14 protein-coding genes are annotated in these 18,421 nt (G+C 46.6%); 4 read left to right on the forward strand and 10 right to left on the reverse strand.

Annotation, left to right across the window (positions count from 1 at the left end; genetic code table 11):
* Positions 1-254 precede the first annotated feature (254 nt).
* Positions 255-671, forward strand: a complete 417-nt coding sequence (locus tag BM241_RS10465; RefSeq protein WP_092282729.1) for a bacteriohemerythrin — start codon at positions 255-257, stop codon at positions 669-671.
* Positions 672-744: 73 nt separating this feature from the next.
* On the forward strand, positions 745-1,899 hold the full coding sequence (locus BM241_RS10470; RefSeq protein WP_092282730.1) for an aldo/keto reductase: 1,155 nt from the start codon (positions 745-747) through the stop codon (positions 1,897-1,899).
* 346 nt (positions 1,900-2,245) lie between these two features.
* Here BM241_RS10470 and BM241_RS10475 read toward each other — a convergent pair whose 3' ends face one another.
* From BM241_RS10475 to BM241_RS10510, 8 genes are all read right to left on the reverse strand, one after another.
* Positions 2,246-3,502 carry an anaerobic sulfatase maturase gene (locus tag BM241_RS10475; RefSeq protein ID WP_092282740.1) on the reverse strand — a complete coding sequence of 419 codons (1,257 nt, stop codon included), beginning with the start codon at positions 3,500-3,502 and terminating at the stop codon, positions 2,246-2,248.
* Between the two features lie 62 nt (positions 3,503-3,564).
* On the reverse strand, positions 3,565-4,236 hold the full coding sequence (locus BM241_RS10480) for a vitamin B12 dependent-methionine synthase activation domain-containing protein (RefSeq protein WP_242948379.1): 672 nt from the start codon (positions 4,234-4,236) through the stop codon (positions 3,565-3,567).
* A gap of 270 nt (positions 4,237-4,506) precedes the next feature.
* Complete coding sequence (locus BM241_RS10485; RefSeq protein ID WP_092282732.1) at positions 4,507-5,364, reverse strand: damage-control phosphatase ARMT1 family protein; 858 nt, start codon at positions 5,362-5,364, stop codon at positions 4,507-4,509.
* Between the two features lie 15 nt (positions 5,365-5,379).
* Positions 5,380-6,816, reverse strand: coding sequence for a glucose-6-phosphate isomerase (locus tag BM241_RS10490; protein WP_092282733.1), 1,437 nt, complete (start codon positions 6,814-6,816; stop codon positions 5,380-5,382).
* Positions 6,817-6,832: 16 nt separating this feature from the next.
* Complete coding sequence (locus BM241_RS10495; protein ID WP_092282734.1) at positions 6,833-7,552, reverse strand: alpha/beta hydrolase; 720 nt, start codon at positions 7,550-7,552, stop codon at positions 6,833-6,835.
* A gap of 81 nt (positions 7,553-7,633) precedes the next feature.
* Entirely contained in the window at positions 7,634-8,050 is a 417-nt protein-coding gene (locus BM241_RS10500) for a secondary thiamine-phosphate synthase enzyme YjbQ (RefSeq protein WP_025747460.1), read from the reverse strand.
* A 47-nt stretch (positions 8,051-8,097) separates the two neighbouring features.
* Positions 8,098-10,476: a DNA internalization-related competence protein ComEC/Rec2 gene (locus tag BM241_RS10505; protein WP_177206157.1), complete on the reverse strand. Its 2,379-nt coding sequence runs from the start codon at positions 10,474-10,476 to the stop codon at positions 8,098-8,100.
* A gap of 197 nt (positions 10,477-10,673) precedes the next feature.
* On the reverse strand, positions 10,674-11,411 hold the full coding sequence (locus tag BM241_RS10510) for an MBL fold metallo-hydrolase (protein ID WP_092282736.1): 738 nt from the start codon (positions 11,409-11,411) through the stop codon (positions 10,674-10,676).
* Between the two features lie 219 nt (positions 11,412-11,630).
* Between BM241_RS10510 and BM241_RS10515 the strand changes: the two genes are divergently transcribed.
* Positions 11,631-12,152, forward strand: coding sequence for a ribonuclease H-like YkuK family protein (locus BM241_RS10515; protein WP_092282737.1), 522 nt, complete (start codon positions 11,631-11,633; stop codon positions 12,150-12,152).
* Positions 12,153-12,726: 574 nt separating this feature from the next.
* Complete coding sequence (locus tag BM241_RS10520; RefSeq protein ID WP_092282738.1) at positions 12,727-13,851, forward strand: uroporphyrinogen decarboxylase family protein; 1,125 nt, start codon at positions 12,727-12,729, stop codon at positions 13,849-13,851.
* 203 nt (positions 13,852-14,054) lie between these two features.
* Here the strand turns inward: BM241_RS10520 and BM241_RS10525 are convergent, their stop codons facing one another.
* Both BM241_RS10525 and BM241_RS10530 read right to left on the reverse strand, forming a co-directional pair.
* Positions 14,055-15,836: an aminopeptidase P family protein gene (locus BM241_RS10525; protein WP_092282739.1), complete on the reverse strand. Its 1,782-nt coding sequence runs from the start codon at positions 15,834-15,836 to the stop codon at positions 14,055-14,057.
* 284 nt (positions 15,837-16,120) lie between these two features.
* A complete protein-coding gene (locus tag BM241_RS10530) occupies positions 16,121-18,088 on the reverse strand; it encodes a glycoside hydrolase family 127 protein (RefSeq protein ID WP_207649006.1) in 1,968 nt (655 codons plus the stop codon).
* Between the last annotated feature and the right edge of the window lie 333 nt (positions 18,089-18,421).

The following is an 18,421-nucleotide window of genomic DNA, read 5'->3' on the forward strand; positions in this document are numbered from 1 at the left end:
TGGTAGTTGATTAGGAATTTAGCATGTCGTGTGGATTTGTAGGTATTCATTCTAAACCAACCTTCTTAATTCCAAGATTTGGTTTAATTATATCATACTTGGTTCTCAGTTTCAACCCTTGCATTCATCCCCGCCCTACAAGGACGAGGCTTTCTGCAGAATTCTTGTAAATATCATAAAAAATATGTTTTACAGCCTCAAAATCCGTTTATGAAAATATATTATAAAGAATGAGGACGAAAGAAGGTGGTACTATGTCCATAAAGTGGAGGCCCGAGCTGGAAATCGGCATTGAGGAGCTCGATAGGCAGCACAAAGCGCTGATAAACGCCGTCAACGATTTTTTGCAGGCCTGCGCTGAAGGGAAAGGCAAAGAAGAAGTGGGCAGCACAATGGACTTCCTCTCGGATTACGTGGTGACGCATTTCAATTACGAACAGGATTATCAAAAGAAATACGACTATCCCAAGTATGAGCAGCATTTGAGGATGCACCAGGCTTTCCTCAAAGAAGTTGAAAATTTAAAGAAGAAATTTGAGGATGAGGGAGCTTCCCTACATTTTACCATTCAGTTTAGCAAAAAGGTGGTAAACTGGATTATAACCCACATTGGCGGAGCCGATGCAGAATTTGCTGCATATGTTAAATCCCTGAAAAACAGCGATAAATAGGCGTTGACTTTAATTTTAACTGTAAATTTGATATAATTTAAAGAACCATAAATGAAACAGGGAGGGATTAAAGTTGTATTACAGGGAGTTTGGGGACCTAGGTTTTAAAGTTTCAACGTTTGGTATGGGTTGCATGCGTTTGCCCCTTAAAGTACAGCCGGACGGTTCAACGGATCAGTCGGTCATAGACGAAGAAGAAGCCATCAAGATGATTAGGTATGCAATAGACAACGGTGTCAATTACATAGATACCGCTTATCCGTATCATGGCGGCAACAGCGAAATAGTGGTAGGTAAAGCTTTAAAGGATGGATACCGTGAAAGGGTGAAGCTGGCCACTAAGCTCCCCATGTGGAAAGTGGAGTCTTATGAAGACTGCGAAAAACTGCTGGACGAGCAGCTGTCAAAACTTCAGGTTGACTATATCGACTTCTATTTGCTGCACGCTCTGGATAAGGAAAGGTGGGAAAAAGTAGAAAAATTCAACATATTGAAGTTCCTAGATAAAGCTGTCGAATCTGGAAAGATAAAATATCCTGGATTTTCATTTCACGATGAGCTGCCGGTATTTAAATCGATAATAGACGCGTACGACTGGAAGATGTGCCAGATTCAGCTCAATTTCCTGGATGAGAACTATCAGGCCGGGGTAGAAGGCATGCGCTACGCCGCATCCAAAGGAATACCCGTCGTGATAATGGAGCCCTTAAAGGGTGGCAGGCTTGCCCATAACATACCCAGGGATATTCAGGAGCTGTGGGACAGCTTCAGCGTAAAGCGTTCTCCGGTTGAATGGGCATTCAGATGGCTGTACAACTTCCCTGAGGTGACAGTCATCTTAAGCGGCGTCAGCACCATGGAACAACTCAAGGAAAATATCGAGATATTTAAAAACGCGGCCCCCAATTCAATGACTCAAGAAGAGCTTGACTTGGTTGCCAAGGTAAAAGCCGCGTATGAAAGCAAGATAAGGGTGAGCTGTACGTCCTGCAATTACTGCATGCCCTGTCCTTCGGGGATAAATATACCCAGGATATTCAGCCTGTACAACAACGCCTCCATGTATGACGATGTTGCAGGACAGAGCAAAGAGTATAAAAAGATCGAGGAGAATGCTGATGCCTCCAACTGCGTGGAATGCGGCCAGTGCGAGAGCGCATGCCCACAGGGCATACCTGTAATAGAGAAGCTCAAGGAAGCCCATGAGGTGCTGACACAGGGATTTTAACATCTTTGCCGCAAGAAGTCTCCATCTTCTATAAGATGGAGATGAATTGTGGTTGACTCGATTGGCAAGAAGAATCTTCCACTTTTTTAAACGAGAAATGCATGTTGTACGGAGATGATCGCAAAGAGCAATATCTGTAAAGCCTTTGATAAAAGAAAGGCAAAGGAAGAGAGGCAGAGGATGTCAAAAAGAAAAGCTCCTTGCCCTTCTAGCAGCGATGAGCAAGGAGCCTTTCTTTTTTACCGCTAAATTTGTACCAATTGAACATGCCAGTTAAACATACCCATTTTATACCAAGTAAGCATGCTCATAGCTTAACTATTAAAATGAAAAACGTTTATCAACTCTAAGAAGCATCAGAAACATCAACATTTCCATGGCATTTCTTGTATTTCTTGCCGCTACCGCAAAAACAGGGATCATTGCGTCCCAGCCGCTTTTCTGGGAACAGCTCATATCGCCCTGTTTTTGCAATAATGCCGGCGCGTTCCCTTTCTTTCAATACCTTTAAAGCCAATTGTTTGAAATAGGGCATGGAATGCTCAAAGAATTTTTTCCAGCCAGCACACAGCCAGCTCAGCTTACTGGAATTGCCGCCACCATACAGCCTGTGCTTGAGGCAGTCTCCCGAGCATAGGTAAAGCCACCGGCACCTCTGACATTCGCTGTTCCATTCAGCCTTTTGTTTCCCAAACTCCACATACGTGGGACTATTTTGCAGCTCCTCCCAGCTGTCCTCCATCACGTTCCCCAGCTTAAACTGGCGGGTGACAAAGAAGTCGCAAGGGTATATATCCCCATTGTACTCCACCACAAAGTACTGACAGCAGTTCCCCGCCAGATGGCATGTGGTGTATATCCCATCCACCAGGAAATTCAATATCGAATCAAATATCCGAACCGATACTCTGTACACGTCTGACTTTATCCACTCATCAAAAATTTCGCACAGAAACCTTCCCCATTCTTCCCCGGCTACGGTGTAGGGCATGGGATTTCCCTTTTCATCAAACTCCACGCAGGGGATGTACTGGTGATAGAAGCACCCCATGTCCTTCAGGTATTGGTATATCCCCCTGCCTTGCCCCGCGTTTTTTGCATTGACCAGCGTCAGTATGTTAAACTCCACCCTGTTTTTGCGCAGGCATTCGATGCCCTTCAGCACCATCCTATGGGTTCCCTGACCGCCAGCTGTCCTGCGATAGTGATCGTGCAGCTCCTCTGGCCCATCCAGGCTGACCCCTACCAGAAAGTTGTACTGCGCTAGCAGCGCAGCCAGCTCATCGTCTATAAGCGTGGCATTGGTCTGAAGGCCGTTGGAAACCTTAGCGCCCGACCTGCCATACCGCTGCTGAAGCGAAACCACCTTTTCAAAAAATTTCACTCCCATAAGAGTGGGCTCCCCACCCTGCCAGCCAAACGAATAAACCGGCTGCTCTGTTGCCATATAAGTGGATATCATACGCTCAAGGACATCATCAGGCATCCTGTGAATATGAGTTTCGGGATACAGCAAAGACTTGTCTATATAAAAGCAGTATTGACACCGCAGATTGCAATCCGCTGATGCCGGCTTCACAAGTAAAGAAAAAGGCTTGACCATTTCCCCTTTAAAACCCCTTTTGCTGATATCTTAACGCTTTTTATGGTTGATCCTGCTAAATATCACATTCCATAAGACTTTGCAAACTCCGGGTCATATGGCGCCCTTCTGCCGGGACAATTCTCCCTGGAACACAGCTTGCAGTTCTCAAAGCCGACCTCCGTAGCAAACCGAATGCCCGATACCGACTTTATGGGCAGCATCAAATAGCTGTCGGTCAATTCCACCCCTATATACCGCTTAGGGTCATCCAGTATCTGAAAAAGCTGCCTCTGCTGGCTTATTGGCCAATCCTGCAGCGACCCCGGATTCATGCTGGAGGTTTTGCCGGGATGAAAATTCTCATCAAGGTGTCTCTCAAAAGCCTTTAAGGCTTCATAGAGCGCCATCTCCTTGATGCCGTCTGCCCAGTAGCTCTCCAGAATATCGTCTATGGTCTCGGACCATCTTTCCAGTTCAATACCGCAAGTGACGATGTACGGGAACACCCTGTATACATGCTCCAGGTTGGTGCGAAGTATGCGGCTGGTCAATTTTATCCCGTCCACTATTACGAAATCCTCTCCCTTATCCTCTACATAGGCCTCCTTGTACAACACCTTGGGCCTGCCTATCTCTTCGGCCTGACGCGCCAGCGCTTCCACCTTTGCCGCATCCTGACTGGCTGGCTGCAAACGAAACTTCTTAAGCAGCCTGTCAACGTCCACCTTCCAGGAAATATTATCCAATACCATTAACCCCACAGTACATCCCCCGTTTTCAATCAATACTATAGTCTCAGAGCCCTCTTAACATCATATGTTTGCCTTTTATTTTTTATAAGCAAATCTTTTCGGTTCATCAAAATGCCATTGAAACAATGGGTTAATTGCTCAGCTAAAAATCAACAATCTCGTTGAGCATATTCAATAAAGTCTGTTATTAACAAAACCAGAGCTCACTTGTTACACAAAACTGCAGGGTTTTTGCTTTAATGTTACCTACAACCTTAAAATAATCAAATGCTATACAGTGAAAAATACAACATCACCCAGCGCTGCTCCTGCAGCCTTTGCCACCTCATCGCATTTTATCTTGAGCAAAAAGAATACCCTGTCCTGTGCCATCTCATGCTGCTCAAGCGACTCAAAATTGGCCTGCCCCTTTGATATGATGAGTGGAGCTTTGTTCAGTGCATCGGCGAACTCCTGGGACATGTGTTTAAAGCTTACGCCCAGAAACCGCGAACCAGTGGTGATCACCCTTGCCACCTTGTCCATACCTACATAGATAGCATCTTCCATGGTGGAATCATTGAGCACAGGGCCCTCTTTGACGACATATGTCACCTTTTTCCCCAGGCTCACCAGCTCTTCTACCAGTACCTTGTCAAACACGATCTCTCCTGCATTGTCACCTAAAAACAGTACCTCATCGACATTCTCCAGCTTTTGTTTAAATCTATCGTAGTGGTCCTTCGAAAAGCCGGTTTCCATGCTGTACCGCAATTCTCCTTCGATGTCAAAGCTTCTTCTTATACCCAGATCAATCACATTGCCCGCTACTGCTATCTTGAGGGCACTATGCAGCCTGTCTCCATACTCGTCCAGCATTCGCTTTAAGCGGGGATACAGCTCAAGCGCCAGGTCATTTGATTGTCTTTTAACTTCCTTATAAGGGTCATCCACGCCCATAAGCTCATATGTTTTCAAGACGGCATAGGTGGAATTCTCCGCAGGGGTGGCATTCCTGTCAAGCCCTTTCACATAATCCATGAGCTTGAACAATATCTCATGCTGAGAATCCTCATCTAGCCCCGCCATTCTCATACACGACACGGCCTGCTTCAGATAGCAATGCACGCAATCAACCGTGGCTCTCAACCCTGTGATCCCCCCTTATATTATATATTCCTCGCGCTTCTTTGGCCTACCCTCCAGCTCCGCCTTTTTCTCCTCATAGCCAGGACGGCCCATGAGCGCATATGTGGCGTTCTTGCCTTCCTCCACTCCCGGCTGGTCAAACGCATTGATGTTGAGCAGCTCGCCAGCAAAGGCCGTTTCAACTTCCAGCAGATAAAGCAGCTGCCCCACTGTAAACGCATTGACCTCGGGCAGTATGATGGTCCTGTTCATCCGTTTGGCCTTGTAAAGCGCATATTCAGTGGCCATCTGCTCGGCGTGTAAAAGCTGTCCCAAAGTATGCCCTCCAAGGAACGAAACGGCAGGCATATCCTCATAACCTTTGGGAATATCAACTTGGCTGCGGAAATTCTCCACTTTTATGAAGGTTATAACCTTGTCAAATGGCCCTTCGGTATACAGCTGTATCTGGGAATGCTGATCGGTAACGCCCAGTGCTTTTACGGGAGTTTGTCCCACATACACTTCTCTGCCCTCAACGTCAAACTTTTTGCCCAGGCTCTCAGCCCACAGCTGAGCATACCAGTCAGCCATATACTTCAAGGAATCGGCATAGGGCATCATGACGGATATGTTCTTGCCTTGTTTCATGGCGATATACTGAAGAACAGCCGCCATATAAGCAGGATTCTCAAACACGTCATCCTTGCTGCACAGCTCATCCATATAAGCCGCCCCTGCCAGCAACTCCTCGATATCGATGCCGCACACCGCCGCTGGCAAAAGCCCCACAGGCGAAAGCTCGGAGAACCTACCCCCTACACCAGCAGGAATATAGAAGGTCTTAAATCCTTCCTCCCTGGCTATACGGATGAGATTGCCCTTCTCAGCATCGGTAGTGGCAATGATGTGCTCACGGTACTCATCCCCAACAGCTTCTTTTAGCATGTCCCTCACAATCAAAAATTGAGCCATAGTCTCCGATGTGCTGCCGGATTTTGTTATAACGTTAAACGCCGTACTCTTGACATCAATGATATCAAACAGAGCTCTCATCCGTTCAGGGTCTATATTATCCACCACATAAAACCTCGGACAGCCGTTTCGCTTCTCTCTAGGCAGCTCGTTGTAATGCAGGTGGTTGAGCGCCTGATGTACCGCTATAGGGCCCAAAGCCGACCCACCAATGCCCAATACCACAAAGCTCTCGAATCTATTCTTTATAGCTTCCGCAGTGGCCAAAATATCCTTGACCACATCAGCCTGGGTATACGGCAGGTCCCTCCACTCGGTTTTACCGGCCTTTCTTTTCTCTTTCAAAGCCTCAATGGCAGCCTTTATCTTGGGCTGCAATGCAAGGATCTGCTCCTTGCTTATGCCGTATTCCTCTCCAATCATATCCGACATCATGTTGTTGTAATCGAACCTTATCCTCATGCTTTCTCTCCAGCTGGCATCTTCAAACCTCTTCATGAGTATCTTACCCCCTTTAAATATATCCTTCCACAAGCATTTTATTTTCCACGCTCTTCTCAATGAACTGATGCAACCGGATGAACACCAGTCGGCTCTCACAATCAAGGAAGATAAAGTGCCCGGATTTAGGGAAATACTGAATTTCTTTATCTTGACCCAAAAAACTGTCGTATATGTAAGACGCACTCTTCCAGTCTACGATATCGTCCTTTTTCCCCTGTATCACTAGAAGAGGGCAGCGCAGCCTGTACAGTGCCTTTTTTACCTGATGGAACAGCCTGTTAAAGCCCATCAAGTGGTACAAAGCCAGGATGATAATCCTGTTAAGATGCGGGTTACCCACTCTTACACCTTCACGGTACAGCATTTCAAGCACTTTCTTGGCATCAACCAGATATATGGGGGTATTTATGGTTATCAACGCATCCACCATATACTTTTCGGCAAGAAGTATGCCTATCAGTCCCCCAACCGAAACGCCTATGACCACCACATAATCGTATTCTTTGTAAAACTCCTCAAACTTCCTCTCGGCCCTGTACAGCCATTCTAAATAGGCATAAGTGTTAAACAACTTTACAGAGCCAAATTCTATGCCAATTCCACAACAATATGTACCGTACCCCTGCTCCTCCAGGTAAGAACAGAGAGCTTCCACTCCAAAGCGGTCACCGCTGACACCGTGAAGGATAAAACACCCTACCCGACCGTTTTTTTTAGCAAATACAGCCACGACTGCCCTCCTTTCCGATTCAGATTAACAGACATATTTTATCATACACAGCCGGCACCTTCCATGAACAATTATTCCCATTTATTCTCCTATGATCTTTACGAGAACGCGCTTGCGCCGTTTCCCGTCAAACTCGCCATAGAAAATCTGCTCCCAGGGTCCCAAATCCAGTTTACCATCGGTGATTGCAACCACTACCTCTCTGCCCATTATGGTGCGCTTCAAATGGGCATCGGCATTGTCCTCAAATACATTATGCCTGTACTGTGAATAGGGCTTCTCGGGAGCTAGCTTCTCCAGCCATTCCTCAAAGTCCTGGTGAAGCCCTGGCTCGTCATCGTTTATGAACACGCTGGCGGTGATATGCATGGCATTGCACAGGAGCAAGCCTTCCTTTATCCCGCTTTCCCTCACACATTCCTCCAAAATAGGGGTAATATTGATAAAATCACGTCGCTTGTTTACCTCAAACCAAAGCTCCTTCCTGTAGCTCTTCATTGCCTTCCAGCCCCCCTCCTTTACTTTTAGTTTTGCCCTTCATCTTTTTACCATTCATCAATCATGCAGCGTATACGCCATTTTCTTCCCGTATAACGGGCTATGACTGCCCCGTGATGGTCGTTTCGCAACACCTTTGCTCCTCTATTCTCCAGCCTCTGCAGCACCTCAGGGCTCGGATGCCCAAAGGTATTTTCTCCAACCTGTATAACCGCCAGCTGCGGCCTTAAAACCTCCAACCATTCATCAGAAGAGGAGGTATTGCTGCCGTGGTGAGCTACCTTCAATATATCTATCGGCAAATTCCAATTTTTCGATAAATGTTCCTCTACATCAGCCTCTATATCTCCCGTGAAGAGCATAGTGGCATCCCGATAGCGCAGCAAAATCACCAGCGAACGGTTGTTATCACCTCTATCGAATAACGCTTCAGGCTGTACCCCTTCAGCCTGGGGATACACCACGTCAAGCCACACATCATTGCCCACCCTGTACGACAGTCCAGCATAAGCATACACGTTTTTGATGCCTTTTTCAAGCACCAGCTCTTTGAGGCGGATATATTTATCACTTTTCTCCCCAGGTGGATATTCCATAAAAGCCCTCACAGGAATATTTTCAAACACCGCAACCAATCCTCCGATGTGGTCATCATGAGCATGGGACATGACCACAAGGTCAAGATGCCCCACACCGTTTTTCAGCAAAAATGGCACTACAATGTCTTCTCCAACATCAAACGTGCCAGTATGGCTTGCACTCCTGCCGCCCCCGTCTATCAAAATGTACTTTTCATCCGGGGTCTTTATGTATATACAATCTCCCTGACCGACATCTAAAAATACCACCTCCAGGTCATTATCCAGCAGGGGAGCCAGTATCCTAGCCAGTAACAATACAGCCGCCATAACCCCGCACCACAGAAAAGGCCGCCTCACCCATCCCGGCTTCTCTGGCGACAGAAACCAAATCGCCAGGTAATAGCATGCCAGAAAAAGGCATGAAGGCGAAACCACGCGAATAAAAGCCCATGGAATGGCTGCGAAAACTTCATTCCCCCTCACAAGCAAAAAGCACAAAAGCTTTACCGGAGGCCCCAGCAAAACTCCCATAGGCGGAATCAGCAAAGCCCCGACCATCAACGCAAAACCCATCAAGACTAACAACCCTGACAGGGGCACCAAAAACAGGTTGGCAATCATGGCAACAACCGAAAAAGCGTTAAAATGATAAGCTATGATGGGCCATACCCCCAGCTGGGCTGACAGGGTAACCGATAAGCCGGCCGCCATCCACCTGGGCAAAAACTTCAACCAGCTTTCAAAGCATTCGGCAAACAGGATGATACCCGCAACTGCCGCAAACGACAGCTGAAAGCCCACATCAAACAGGTCCAAAGGCCTGACCAGCAATATCGAGAAGGCAGCCACAAACAGGTTATTGAGCATATCCGGCTGGCGCCCCACCGCTTTACCTCCCAAAAGCAAAGCCGCCATAACAACGGCCCGCACCACCGATGGGGCAGCCCCCACCATAGCGCAGTAAAGGCACAGCAGGCATACCTGAAAGACAAACGCCTGCTTTTTTGTAAGGCAAAGCAGCCCCGCAATGGACGACAGGGCAGCCGCAATAAACCCCACATGCAGCCCTGATATGGCAAGCACGTGAGACAGCCCGGTAGTCTGAAAGTCCCGCTGTACCTCTGAAGGCAGTAACCACTTTTGGCCAAGCAGCATGGTCTTTACAAGGGCGCCCTCTTCCCCACCCACGTACAGATCAAACACAGCCTCAGCACGGCTCTTTAAAGCATAAATTAATGACATCACATACGGGAGACTACCCACACCCGTCTTTTTTATGCTATATGGCTGCACCGACATAACGTTGTAGATACCGCGCCTTTGCAGATATGCCCTGTAGTCAAACCCTTTTGGATTGCGCTGACCCGGCGGCTCTTCCAGCCTGCCCCTTACCTCAACGATATCCCCATAGCTGTAGCGCTGCCTCTCCTTTTGTTGGCCTTCGGGATAAACGCTAACCTGAACCTTGGTTTTTACATTTCTCTTGTCCCCCTCCGCCACAACCCAAAGCGTCTCAACTACGTAAATATCTCGTTGCTGGGTATACCTCGGGCTTTCCACAATCTGTCCCTGTATCTGTACCAGTTTATCCGTTATGTCTCCAAGAGGGTTTGTGGGATTCAGCCTTACCTGTACGGCCAGAATGCCAAACAAGCCAAACAGAATCAATACCGGGATCAGGCCGGCATTGCTCTTACGCTCCAGCATCCAGGCCATACCGGCTACCAGAACAGCAGCCACTCCGGCAAACAAGGCAAGTTCCTTACTGAGCCTTGTTCCTACCACAATCCCGATGATATAGGCGGATGTCAGCCATATCGCAGGGCGTTTTACCCAAACCGTCAAGACCCATAAGACCCCTTCCACTCGTGTCAATCGTACCGAATGTGCAAAGCATTTAAATAGCCGCTTAATCTTATCTTTCAGGAGCAGATTTCAGCGGGTTGCATGTAAAACAAACCGCTTTTCTAAAACACGATTTTTTAAGATAAAACTTCACAAAACTCTCTATCACCAAAGTCTTCCTCAGCCTAAGCCAGGTCTTATACACTGTATTCCTTCATTTCCTGGGCAATAAATGCCCTGGGATAGCTTGCCGCAGCTTCAGCCAGTATGTCCTTTTCGTCATACCATGGCCATATATGGGTGAGCATCAACTGCTTTACCTTTGCTTTTGCCGCGATAAGCCCAACCTCCCGGGCAGTGAGGTGTGGCACGTTCGGACTGGTTTTGTCCTTCTCCAGCAATCCCGCATCGGCAATAAAGAGGTCAGCGCCACAGGCAAACGCTTCTATTTTTTCGTTATAGTTGGTATCGCCCGTGTACACCAGCGTCTTGTTCCCCCCTGCGATTTTGATGCCAAAGCTCTGAACGGGATGCGTCATTTCCTGGAAATAAAATGACAGCTCTCCTATTTGCAGCTGCATACCATCGTGGATCGGATGCACTTCAAATACGTTTTTAAAAAACAACCTATCGTATTCGTCTTTAGGAGTCTCAGGAACATACACGGGAAGCGGTTTAACCTCCCTGAGCCCGCGGACGTTTAAAATATCCAGCGCATAGCGCAGCACCAGCATATCCGACACATGGTCGCTGTGCAAATGCGAAATCACGATTGCCTTCAATTCATCTATAGGGCAAATCTGCTGGAGCCGGCTGAGCACCCCATTGCCACACTCCACCAGTATCCTGGTACTTCCCTCCTGCACCAGATATCCCGAGCAGGCTCCCGAAGCCGCGGGAAATGGGCCGTATTTGCCAAGCACTGTGACCTTCACAGCCATCGCCCTCCTCTCTGGCTTATTTTTCCTCAAAATTCTCGATTATATATCAAATATTAGCATATTTTGCTATATAAATAAAGGAAAACCCAGCAGAAAAATTTTTAAAACACCCTGTGAAAATAGCATCAATTGATGTATAATAATATATAAGCCAAAAACTCGGGAGGGATCGGTATAAAAGCTACAGCAACCAGGGCGGTACAACAGCCGTTATTGTTCTCCAACTCAAAATACCACAACTTAACTTTTGACCAGGTGTATGAGCATATACTCAACTTTATCAGACAGGCTCCTTATTGCGAATATCGCCTGTCGGTGGGTTCGGATTCGCAGGTGGGCAGAAATACGGTGTTCGTGACCGCCATACACCTTCACCGTATCGGCAGAGGGGCCATCGGCTTCATCACAAAGCACGTAGTCCCCAGACCCATGAAAAGTCTGCGGGAAAAGATATATTACGAAACCGCCAGGACCCTGGAAGTGGCTGCCCTATTCACTCCCGATAAAATTGAGAAAATTGTACAGTGCCTACTCAGGCCTTCGGGCCGTTCAGGCGATATCCATTTTGAGTTTCATCTTGATGTTGGTACCAAAGGTGCCACCAAGGATTTAATAAATGAAATGGTGGCCATGGCCAAAGGCACAGCCTTTGAACCGAAGATCAAACCCGAAAGCTATGCGGCCAGCTGCTATGCCAACCGCTACACCAAAGACTCACACCTGTATAGAGTGTAATAGGGCGGTTTTAGCCATTAGCAAGGTTTAGCGCGTTTTTTGAGGAGACTTATATTTATAGGATGCGTAGTGAAAAGACAAAACTTAGACTGTTTAAATAGCAGCAAAGCTCCCTCTTTTTTAATTTTCTTTTATTGAATATTGAAAAATGCTCTTATTTTGTAGTGCATTAATTTTTGCCTCATTCATTGACACGCGCTCCAAAATTCCTGGTAGCATATTCGAGCACCAAACCCTGTCATGTCTAACCTAACCAGCATCAGTTCTAGCATCTATTTTATCGAAAGAATATGCAAGAAGACTCCATCTTTTACAAGATGAAGATGAATTGCTAAAAATGTGATAAAATATTTCTCGGGTGATGGCTAATGTACAGAACTTAAAGTAGCTGGCGAGTCTGCAGTTGAGCAGATAGTCAGTAGTGGGTGTGTGGCCCACTCTGTGAGAATAAGGGTAGCTTAGACTACCAAACTTCTCACGAAGCCACCACTGCTATAGGTGGTTGATAGTTCACTTCAAAATAGGGTAATAAAGCACAATAAATAAAAATCACGCCTATAAGGAGGAAATTTTTATGAAAAAAATAACGCCTTGCCGCCCGAAATGGAAGGGTACCATGACAGACCGCGAGCGGTTTAACAATCAGATGCATTACAAGCCCTTCGACCGGTGCTTCAATATGGAGTTTGGATACTGGGATGAAAATTTCAAAGAATGGCCCATATTTGTGGAAAACGGCATCACCAACAACCATGAAGCCGACATCTTCTTCAATTTCGACAGGATAGAGGTAATAAGCGGTAACGTATGGATGTCTCCTCCTTTTGAATCAAAGGTCGTTGAAGAGACCGAAACCACCAAAATCCTCATCAACAGCGACGGCCTTCTTGCTGAAGTTCCAAAGGACGGCCATGACACCATTCCACACTTCATAAAATCCTCCATCGTAACCCCTGAAGACTGGAAAAGGTGCAAAGAAGAACGCTTCCGAAGGGATGACCCTTCACGGAAAGTGGATATCGAAGCGCTCAAAAAAGCCCATCCACCCGACAGGGACTATCCGTTGGGCGTAAACACCGGTTCAATGATAGGTAAGATTCGAGACATGCTCACATTCGAAGGCCTGGCATATGCCTGTTATGACTATCCCGATATGGTTGAAGACATGGTGGAGACCTGCTGCCTCCTAGTTGAGGATTTTTTGGATCAGGTGCTGCCACATTTCGATTTCGATTTTGCAGCAGGATGGGAGGATATATGCTTCAAAAACGGACCTATAGTCTCGATCGATTTCTTTAAAAACATGGTGGTGCCGCGCTATAAGCGCATACATAAGAAGCTCAAGGAAGCCGGTATAGATATATGGTATGTCGACTGCGATGGCGACGTCCGGCCTCTTTTGCCTTACTTTTTAGAGAGCGGAATCAATTGCCTGTTCCCCTTTGAAGTCAACAGCTGCTGCCATCCAAAAGAGCTCCTGGCCGAATACGGGAAGGAATTGAGAATCATGGGCGGTGTAGACAAAATGGTACTGGCCCAGGGTAAAGAAGCCATCAAGGAGTACCTCGAAAGCCTTGTACCGCTGGTGGAAAGAGGAGGATATATCCCGTTCTGCGACCATCGCTGCCCGCCCAACGTAAAACCCGAAGATTACCTTTATTACCTCGACCTGAAAGAGGAGCTGTTTGGCATGAAATAGCCTGCCGTTATATAAAGCTACATAAAAAACAAAAGGAGCCATGGGGACTTATAAAAACCTCGTGGCTCCTTTTCGTTTTATCAATTCTTGTTGTTCGTTTCATCCCCGAAAATAAATTCCCATACGCCAATTTGTATCCAGTACACCTGACGGCAGGCTCGAAGACGGCATCATTACAGCTAAACCTTTAAGTGCTATCTATGTTACTCTATCGGCCTGGTCTTGACTTTGAGCCATTCCCTCTCCTTTTCATCCAGCAATGGCGATAACAGCTCATACACCATGCTGTGGTATTCATTGAGCCATTTCTTCTCTTCTTCGTTCAAGAGTCCGGGATCAATTGCATTGAGGTCAATAGGGCAGTATGTGACGGGTTCAAACCTTAAGAACTTTCCAAATTCAGTTTCTCCGTCCTCTACCACCAGCATCTCATTTTCGGTGCGTATGCCATACTGTCCCTCGATATACACCCCCGGCTCGTTGGTCAAGATCATCCCCTTTTCCAGTTTCACGTTGTTGGGGATCTGGCTCATGCGCTGCGGCCCTTCGTGGACATTGAGGAAATACCCTACTCCGTGCCCGGTGCCGCATTTATAATCAATTCCCTGTTCCCAAAGGGGCAGCCTTGCCAGTATATCTATGTTGGAGCCCGTAGTCCCGTACAAAAACCTCGCCCTCGCCAGGTTTATGTGCCCTTTGAGCACCAGCGTAAAATCCCTTCTTTGCCTGTCAGTAATAGGACCCAAAACTATGGTACGGGTTATATCGGTGGTCCCTCCCAGATACTGGCCTCCCGAGTCGATGAGCAAAAAGCCCTCCTTTTCAAGAGTATAGCAGGTTTCATGGGTGGCCTGATAATGCATCATGGCAGCGTGGTCCTTGTAGGCTGCAATGGTGGCGAAGCTAGGACCCATAAAACCTTCCTGCTGCCGCCTGAACTCTTCCAGCTTTTCGGCCACAGTAATCTCGGTTATTTCCTCCTTGCCCAAGTTCTGCTCAAGCCAGTAGAGGAATTTAACCATGGCCACGCCATCGCGCACATGCACCTTTTTCAGGTTCTCTATCTCAACCTCATTCTTCACAGCCTTCAATCTAGCAACGATGCTCAGGTCCTCTACCTTTTTACATCCCTTTGCCATGGCATCATACAGCCGGCTATTGGTGGCAGCCGGGTCAAAGAGTATAGCATCGCCTTCTTTCAACCCAGCAAGATGCCCATATATCTTTTCGTAGTCGTCAACGATTACCCCATTCTCCTCGAGCAAGCGCGCTACATCGCCAGGAACCTTACTTCTGTCTATAAACAGCCAGGCCTGACTTAAAGAAACAAGGGCATATGCTATGGCCACCGGATTGTAGGCTATATCGCTGCCGCGAATATTATACAGCCAGGCCACATCATCCAGGCTGCATACCAAATAATAATCGACGCCTTTCTTTGCCATTTCCTGGCGCACCATATGCATTTTTTGAGCTGCAGTTCTTCCCGCAAAGGCCACATCGTGAACAAATACCGGCTGCTGTGGTACTGGAGGCCGTCCCTCCCATATCTCGTCCACCAGATCAAATTCCTGGGTGAGGGATATTCCTTTTTTTGAGAGCTCCTTCTCCATTTCCCTAACCTTGGAAACTGAGAACACTTCGCCGCATATCCCAACACAGCTATTTTCAGGAAGTTCCTGCCTAAGCCATTCTATGTAATCAGGTACCCCCGGCATACCTGCTTTAAAAAGCTGTATTCCCGTGCCTTCAAGCTGTTTTTCGGCCTGTATGTAGTATCTGCCGTCAGTCCACAGGCCGCTTTTTTCACGGGTCACGACCAAAGTCCCAGCCGAACCTGTAAAGCCGGATAGCCATTTTCTGCTCTCCCAGCGAGGAGCCACATACTCGCTCATGTGGGGGTCCGAACTGGGAACGATGTAGGCCTCCATACCCTTCTCCAGCATCTTCTCACGCAATTTATTGATTCTCTCTTTTACATCCAAGTAATTACCCCTCCCCTATTTTGTTGTATTTGCTATACCTCCTGCAGTGTAGATGTTATGGAACTATCCCTACTTACAGTGGTGATAGCGCCATGACAAAAGCGACTTATATTGCCAGCATATCCACGCTTAAAGGGGGTGTTCCCATTCATCTTTGCATCTTTTTTGCCTTCACTTGGCTTTTATTCGCACTTACGGTGCAAAATCTATGAGAATATTTTACCACATTTTTAAAGGCAATTCATCTTCTACAGTGAAGATGAATTGCCCCCTTATAGCAAATTTTACCGGATACAGGTTTCTTCTCTCAGCCAAACCATCATCTCGCCGGTCCCCCTATTGCCCCATGCATAATAGGGCACAGCCTTAACCTCTACTTCTTCATATTCATTTTGAGCGAAGCTATAGCATTCATCATCAAGCCAATCTTTCAACCTGTACGCCTTAAAGGTTATGGTTACTACTCCGTTTAAAAGCTCCTCCTCAAAAACTTCCCTAAACTCCACATTCTTGGGTACTATGATTTTGTGCAGCCCTTTCCCGTTATCCACCTCTTCTATGCAATAAACCATTGGCCCACGCTGTATAGCTACTTTTCCCACGTTCTCCCGCACTTTGGGGTTAGCCCGTACCAGCACAGCCTTCATGGGATAAACTATACCGATCTCATCATTTGGCTCCCATACTCTTCTTATCCTAACATATCCCTTTTCAATATGTTCCCCTATGTTCACAGGCTGACCGTTTACACGAATGGAAGGCTCTTGACACCATGAAGGAACGCGTATTGCTATAGTAAATTCCCCTTTTGAATCGGGATTAACCTTGATGTTTATATTTCCATCCCAAGGATAGCGGGTCTTAACATCTAGCGCAACGTTTTTGTCATCTAAAGCTATATTTACGTTGCTGTTTGCGAAAAGGTGGATATATATCTCGCCATCGTTGGAGGTAGAATACATGTAATCGCCTATCGAGGCATAAAGCCGGCTGACATTGGTGGGACAGCAGGCACATGCAAACCATGCTGAACGCTGTGGCTTCACATGAGAGTGGTCCATCCTCTTCTCGCATGCCTCTGGATCCACCTCAAGGGGATTTACGTAGAAGAACTTTTTGCCATCAAGCGATATACCGCTTAAAATTCCATTGTATATGGCTTTCTCCAAAACATCTGCATACCTGCTATCAGGGTCCATTTGAAGCATTCTGTGAGCAAAAAACGCAAGGCCTATAGAGGCACAGGTCTCACCGTAGATGGTATCATTGGGCAAATCATAATCAAATGAGAAGGACTCTCCATAACTTTGCGAACCTACAGCTGCCGTTATATACATCCTCTTCTTGGTCACGTTATCCCATAGCCTTTTCAGCACCGCAAACAATTCCTGATCACCGGTTTCCCTGGCTATATCAGCCGCACCGGCATACAGGTACATAGCTCTTACCGCATGCCCTTCAGCAGTTGTCTGCTCCCTTACCGGCAGATGAGCCTGGCAGTACCTATACCCAAACCACTTGCCACCTCCACCGGTGGTAATTTCGTGCTCCCCTCTTTGTTCAGCCTCGAGTGTGAAATAATGTGGCTGTTTACCCCGCTCATTGATAAAGAATTTAGAAAGCTTCAAATACTTTTCATCCCCTGTAACCTTGTACATCTTAACCAGGGCAAGCTCTATCTCTGGATGACCATCATACCCCCTCTTTTTCCCCGGCTCAGGGCCTAGCACTGTTAATATATGATCAGTAAACTTGCTCATGATGTCAATGAGCTTGGTCTTACCAGTAGCTCTGTAGTACGCGACAGCGGCTTCCATCATATGCCCTGCACAGTAAAGCTCGTGCAGGTCCCTCAAGTTGGTCCATTTTTTATCGGGATGGGCTACAGTAAAATACGTATTTAAATACCCGTCTGGCTGTTGCGCCCTGCCGATGAGGTCAACCAGTTCATCCAAAATTTTCTCCAGCTCAGGGTCAGGTTTCAACATCAGGCTGTAGCTGGCAGCTTCCAGCCATTTAGCCACATCGCTATCCTGAAAGAACATGCCGTAAAACTCGCCCTTTTGCTCCCCCGCTGCAATACGAAAATTGGCTATAGCGTGGCTTTTTGGTGCCCCCTCCACATTATCATTAAGTACATCATACTGATAGGGGATGGTTTCATTCACGATTAAATCTTGAATAGAGCCCAATAGTCCTCCCTTGAGTTTTACGTTTTCCATTTTGACGTTGGTAAGTTTGTTTAGTTGCATACAGCATCCTCCTTTTCTAATTAGCTGTTTTTTAGCTATTTTAGCTATCTTACTTGCAATATCATTATTATATAGTTTTTTACTTAATCGGAAAATATATAGTGTATCTCTCATCGATTACATTATACAAAGGTATAAATTTAAAATTCTCAATTTAGTTAAGTCCATATAATTGTGTAAAAAGGGGTTGAGCCACCCCCACCCCTCTGGTTAGAATTAAAAATGTAAAAACCAAAACCTAACTGGAGGGATGAGAAATGGCTCAATACAATATTACCATTGATTCTGAAATTTTGCACTATCTTTTTTTAAAAGGAGCTAAAGATGAAGGTA

It is taken from the genome of Caldicoprobacter faecalis, assembly GCF_900115765.1.
Taxonomy (GTDB): Bacteria; Bacillota; Clostridia; order Caldicoprobacterales; family Caldicoprobacteraceae; genus Caldicoprobacter; species Caldicoprobacter oshimai.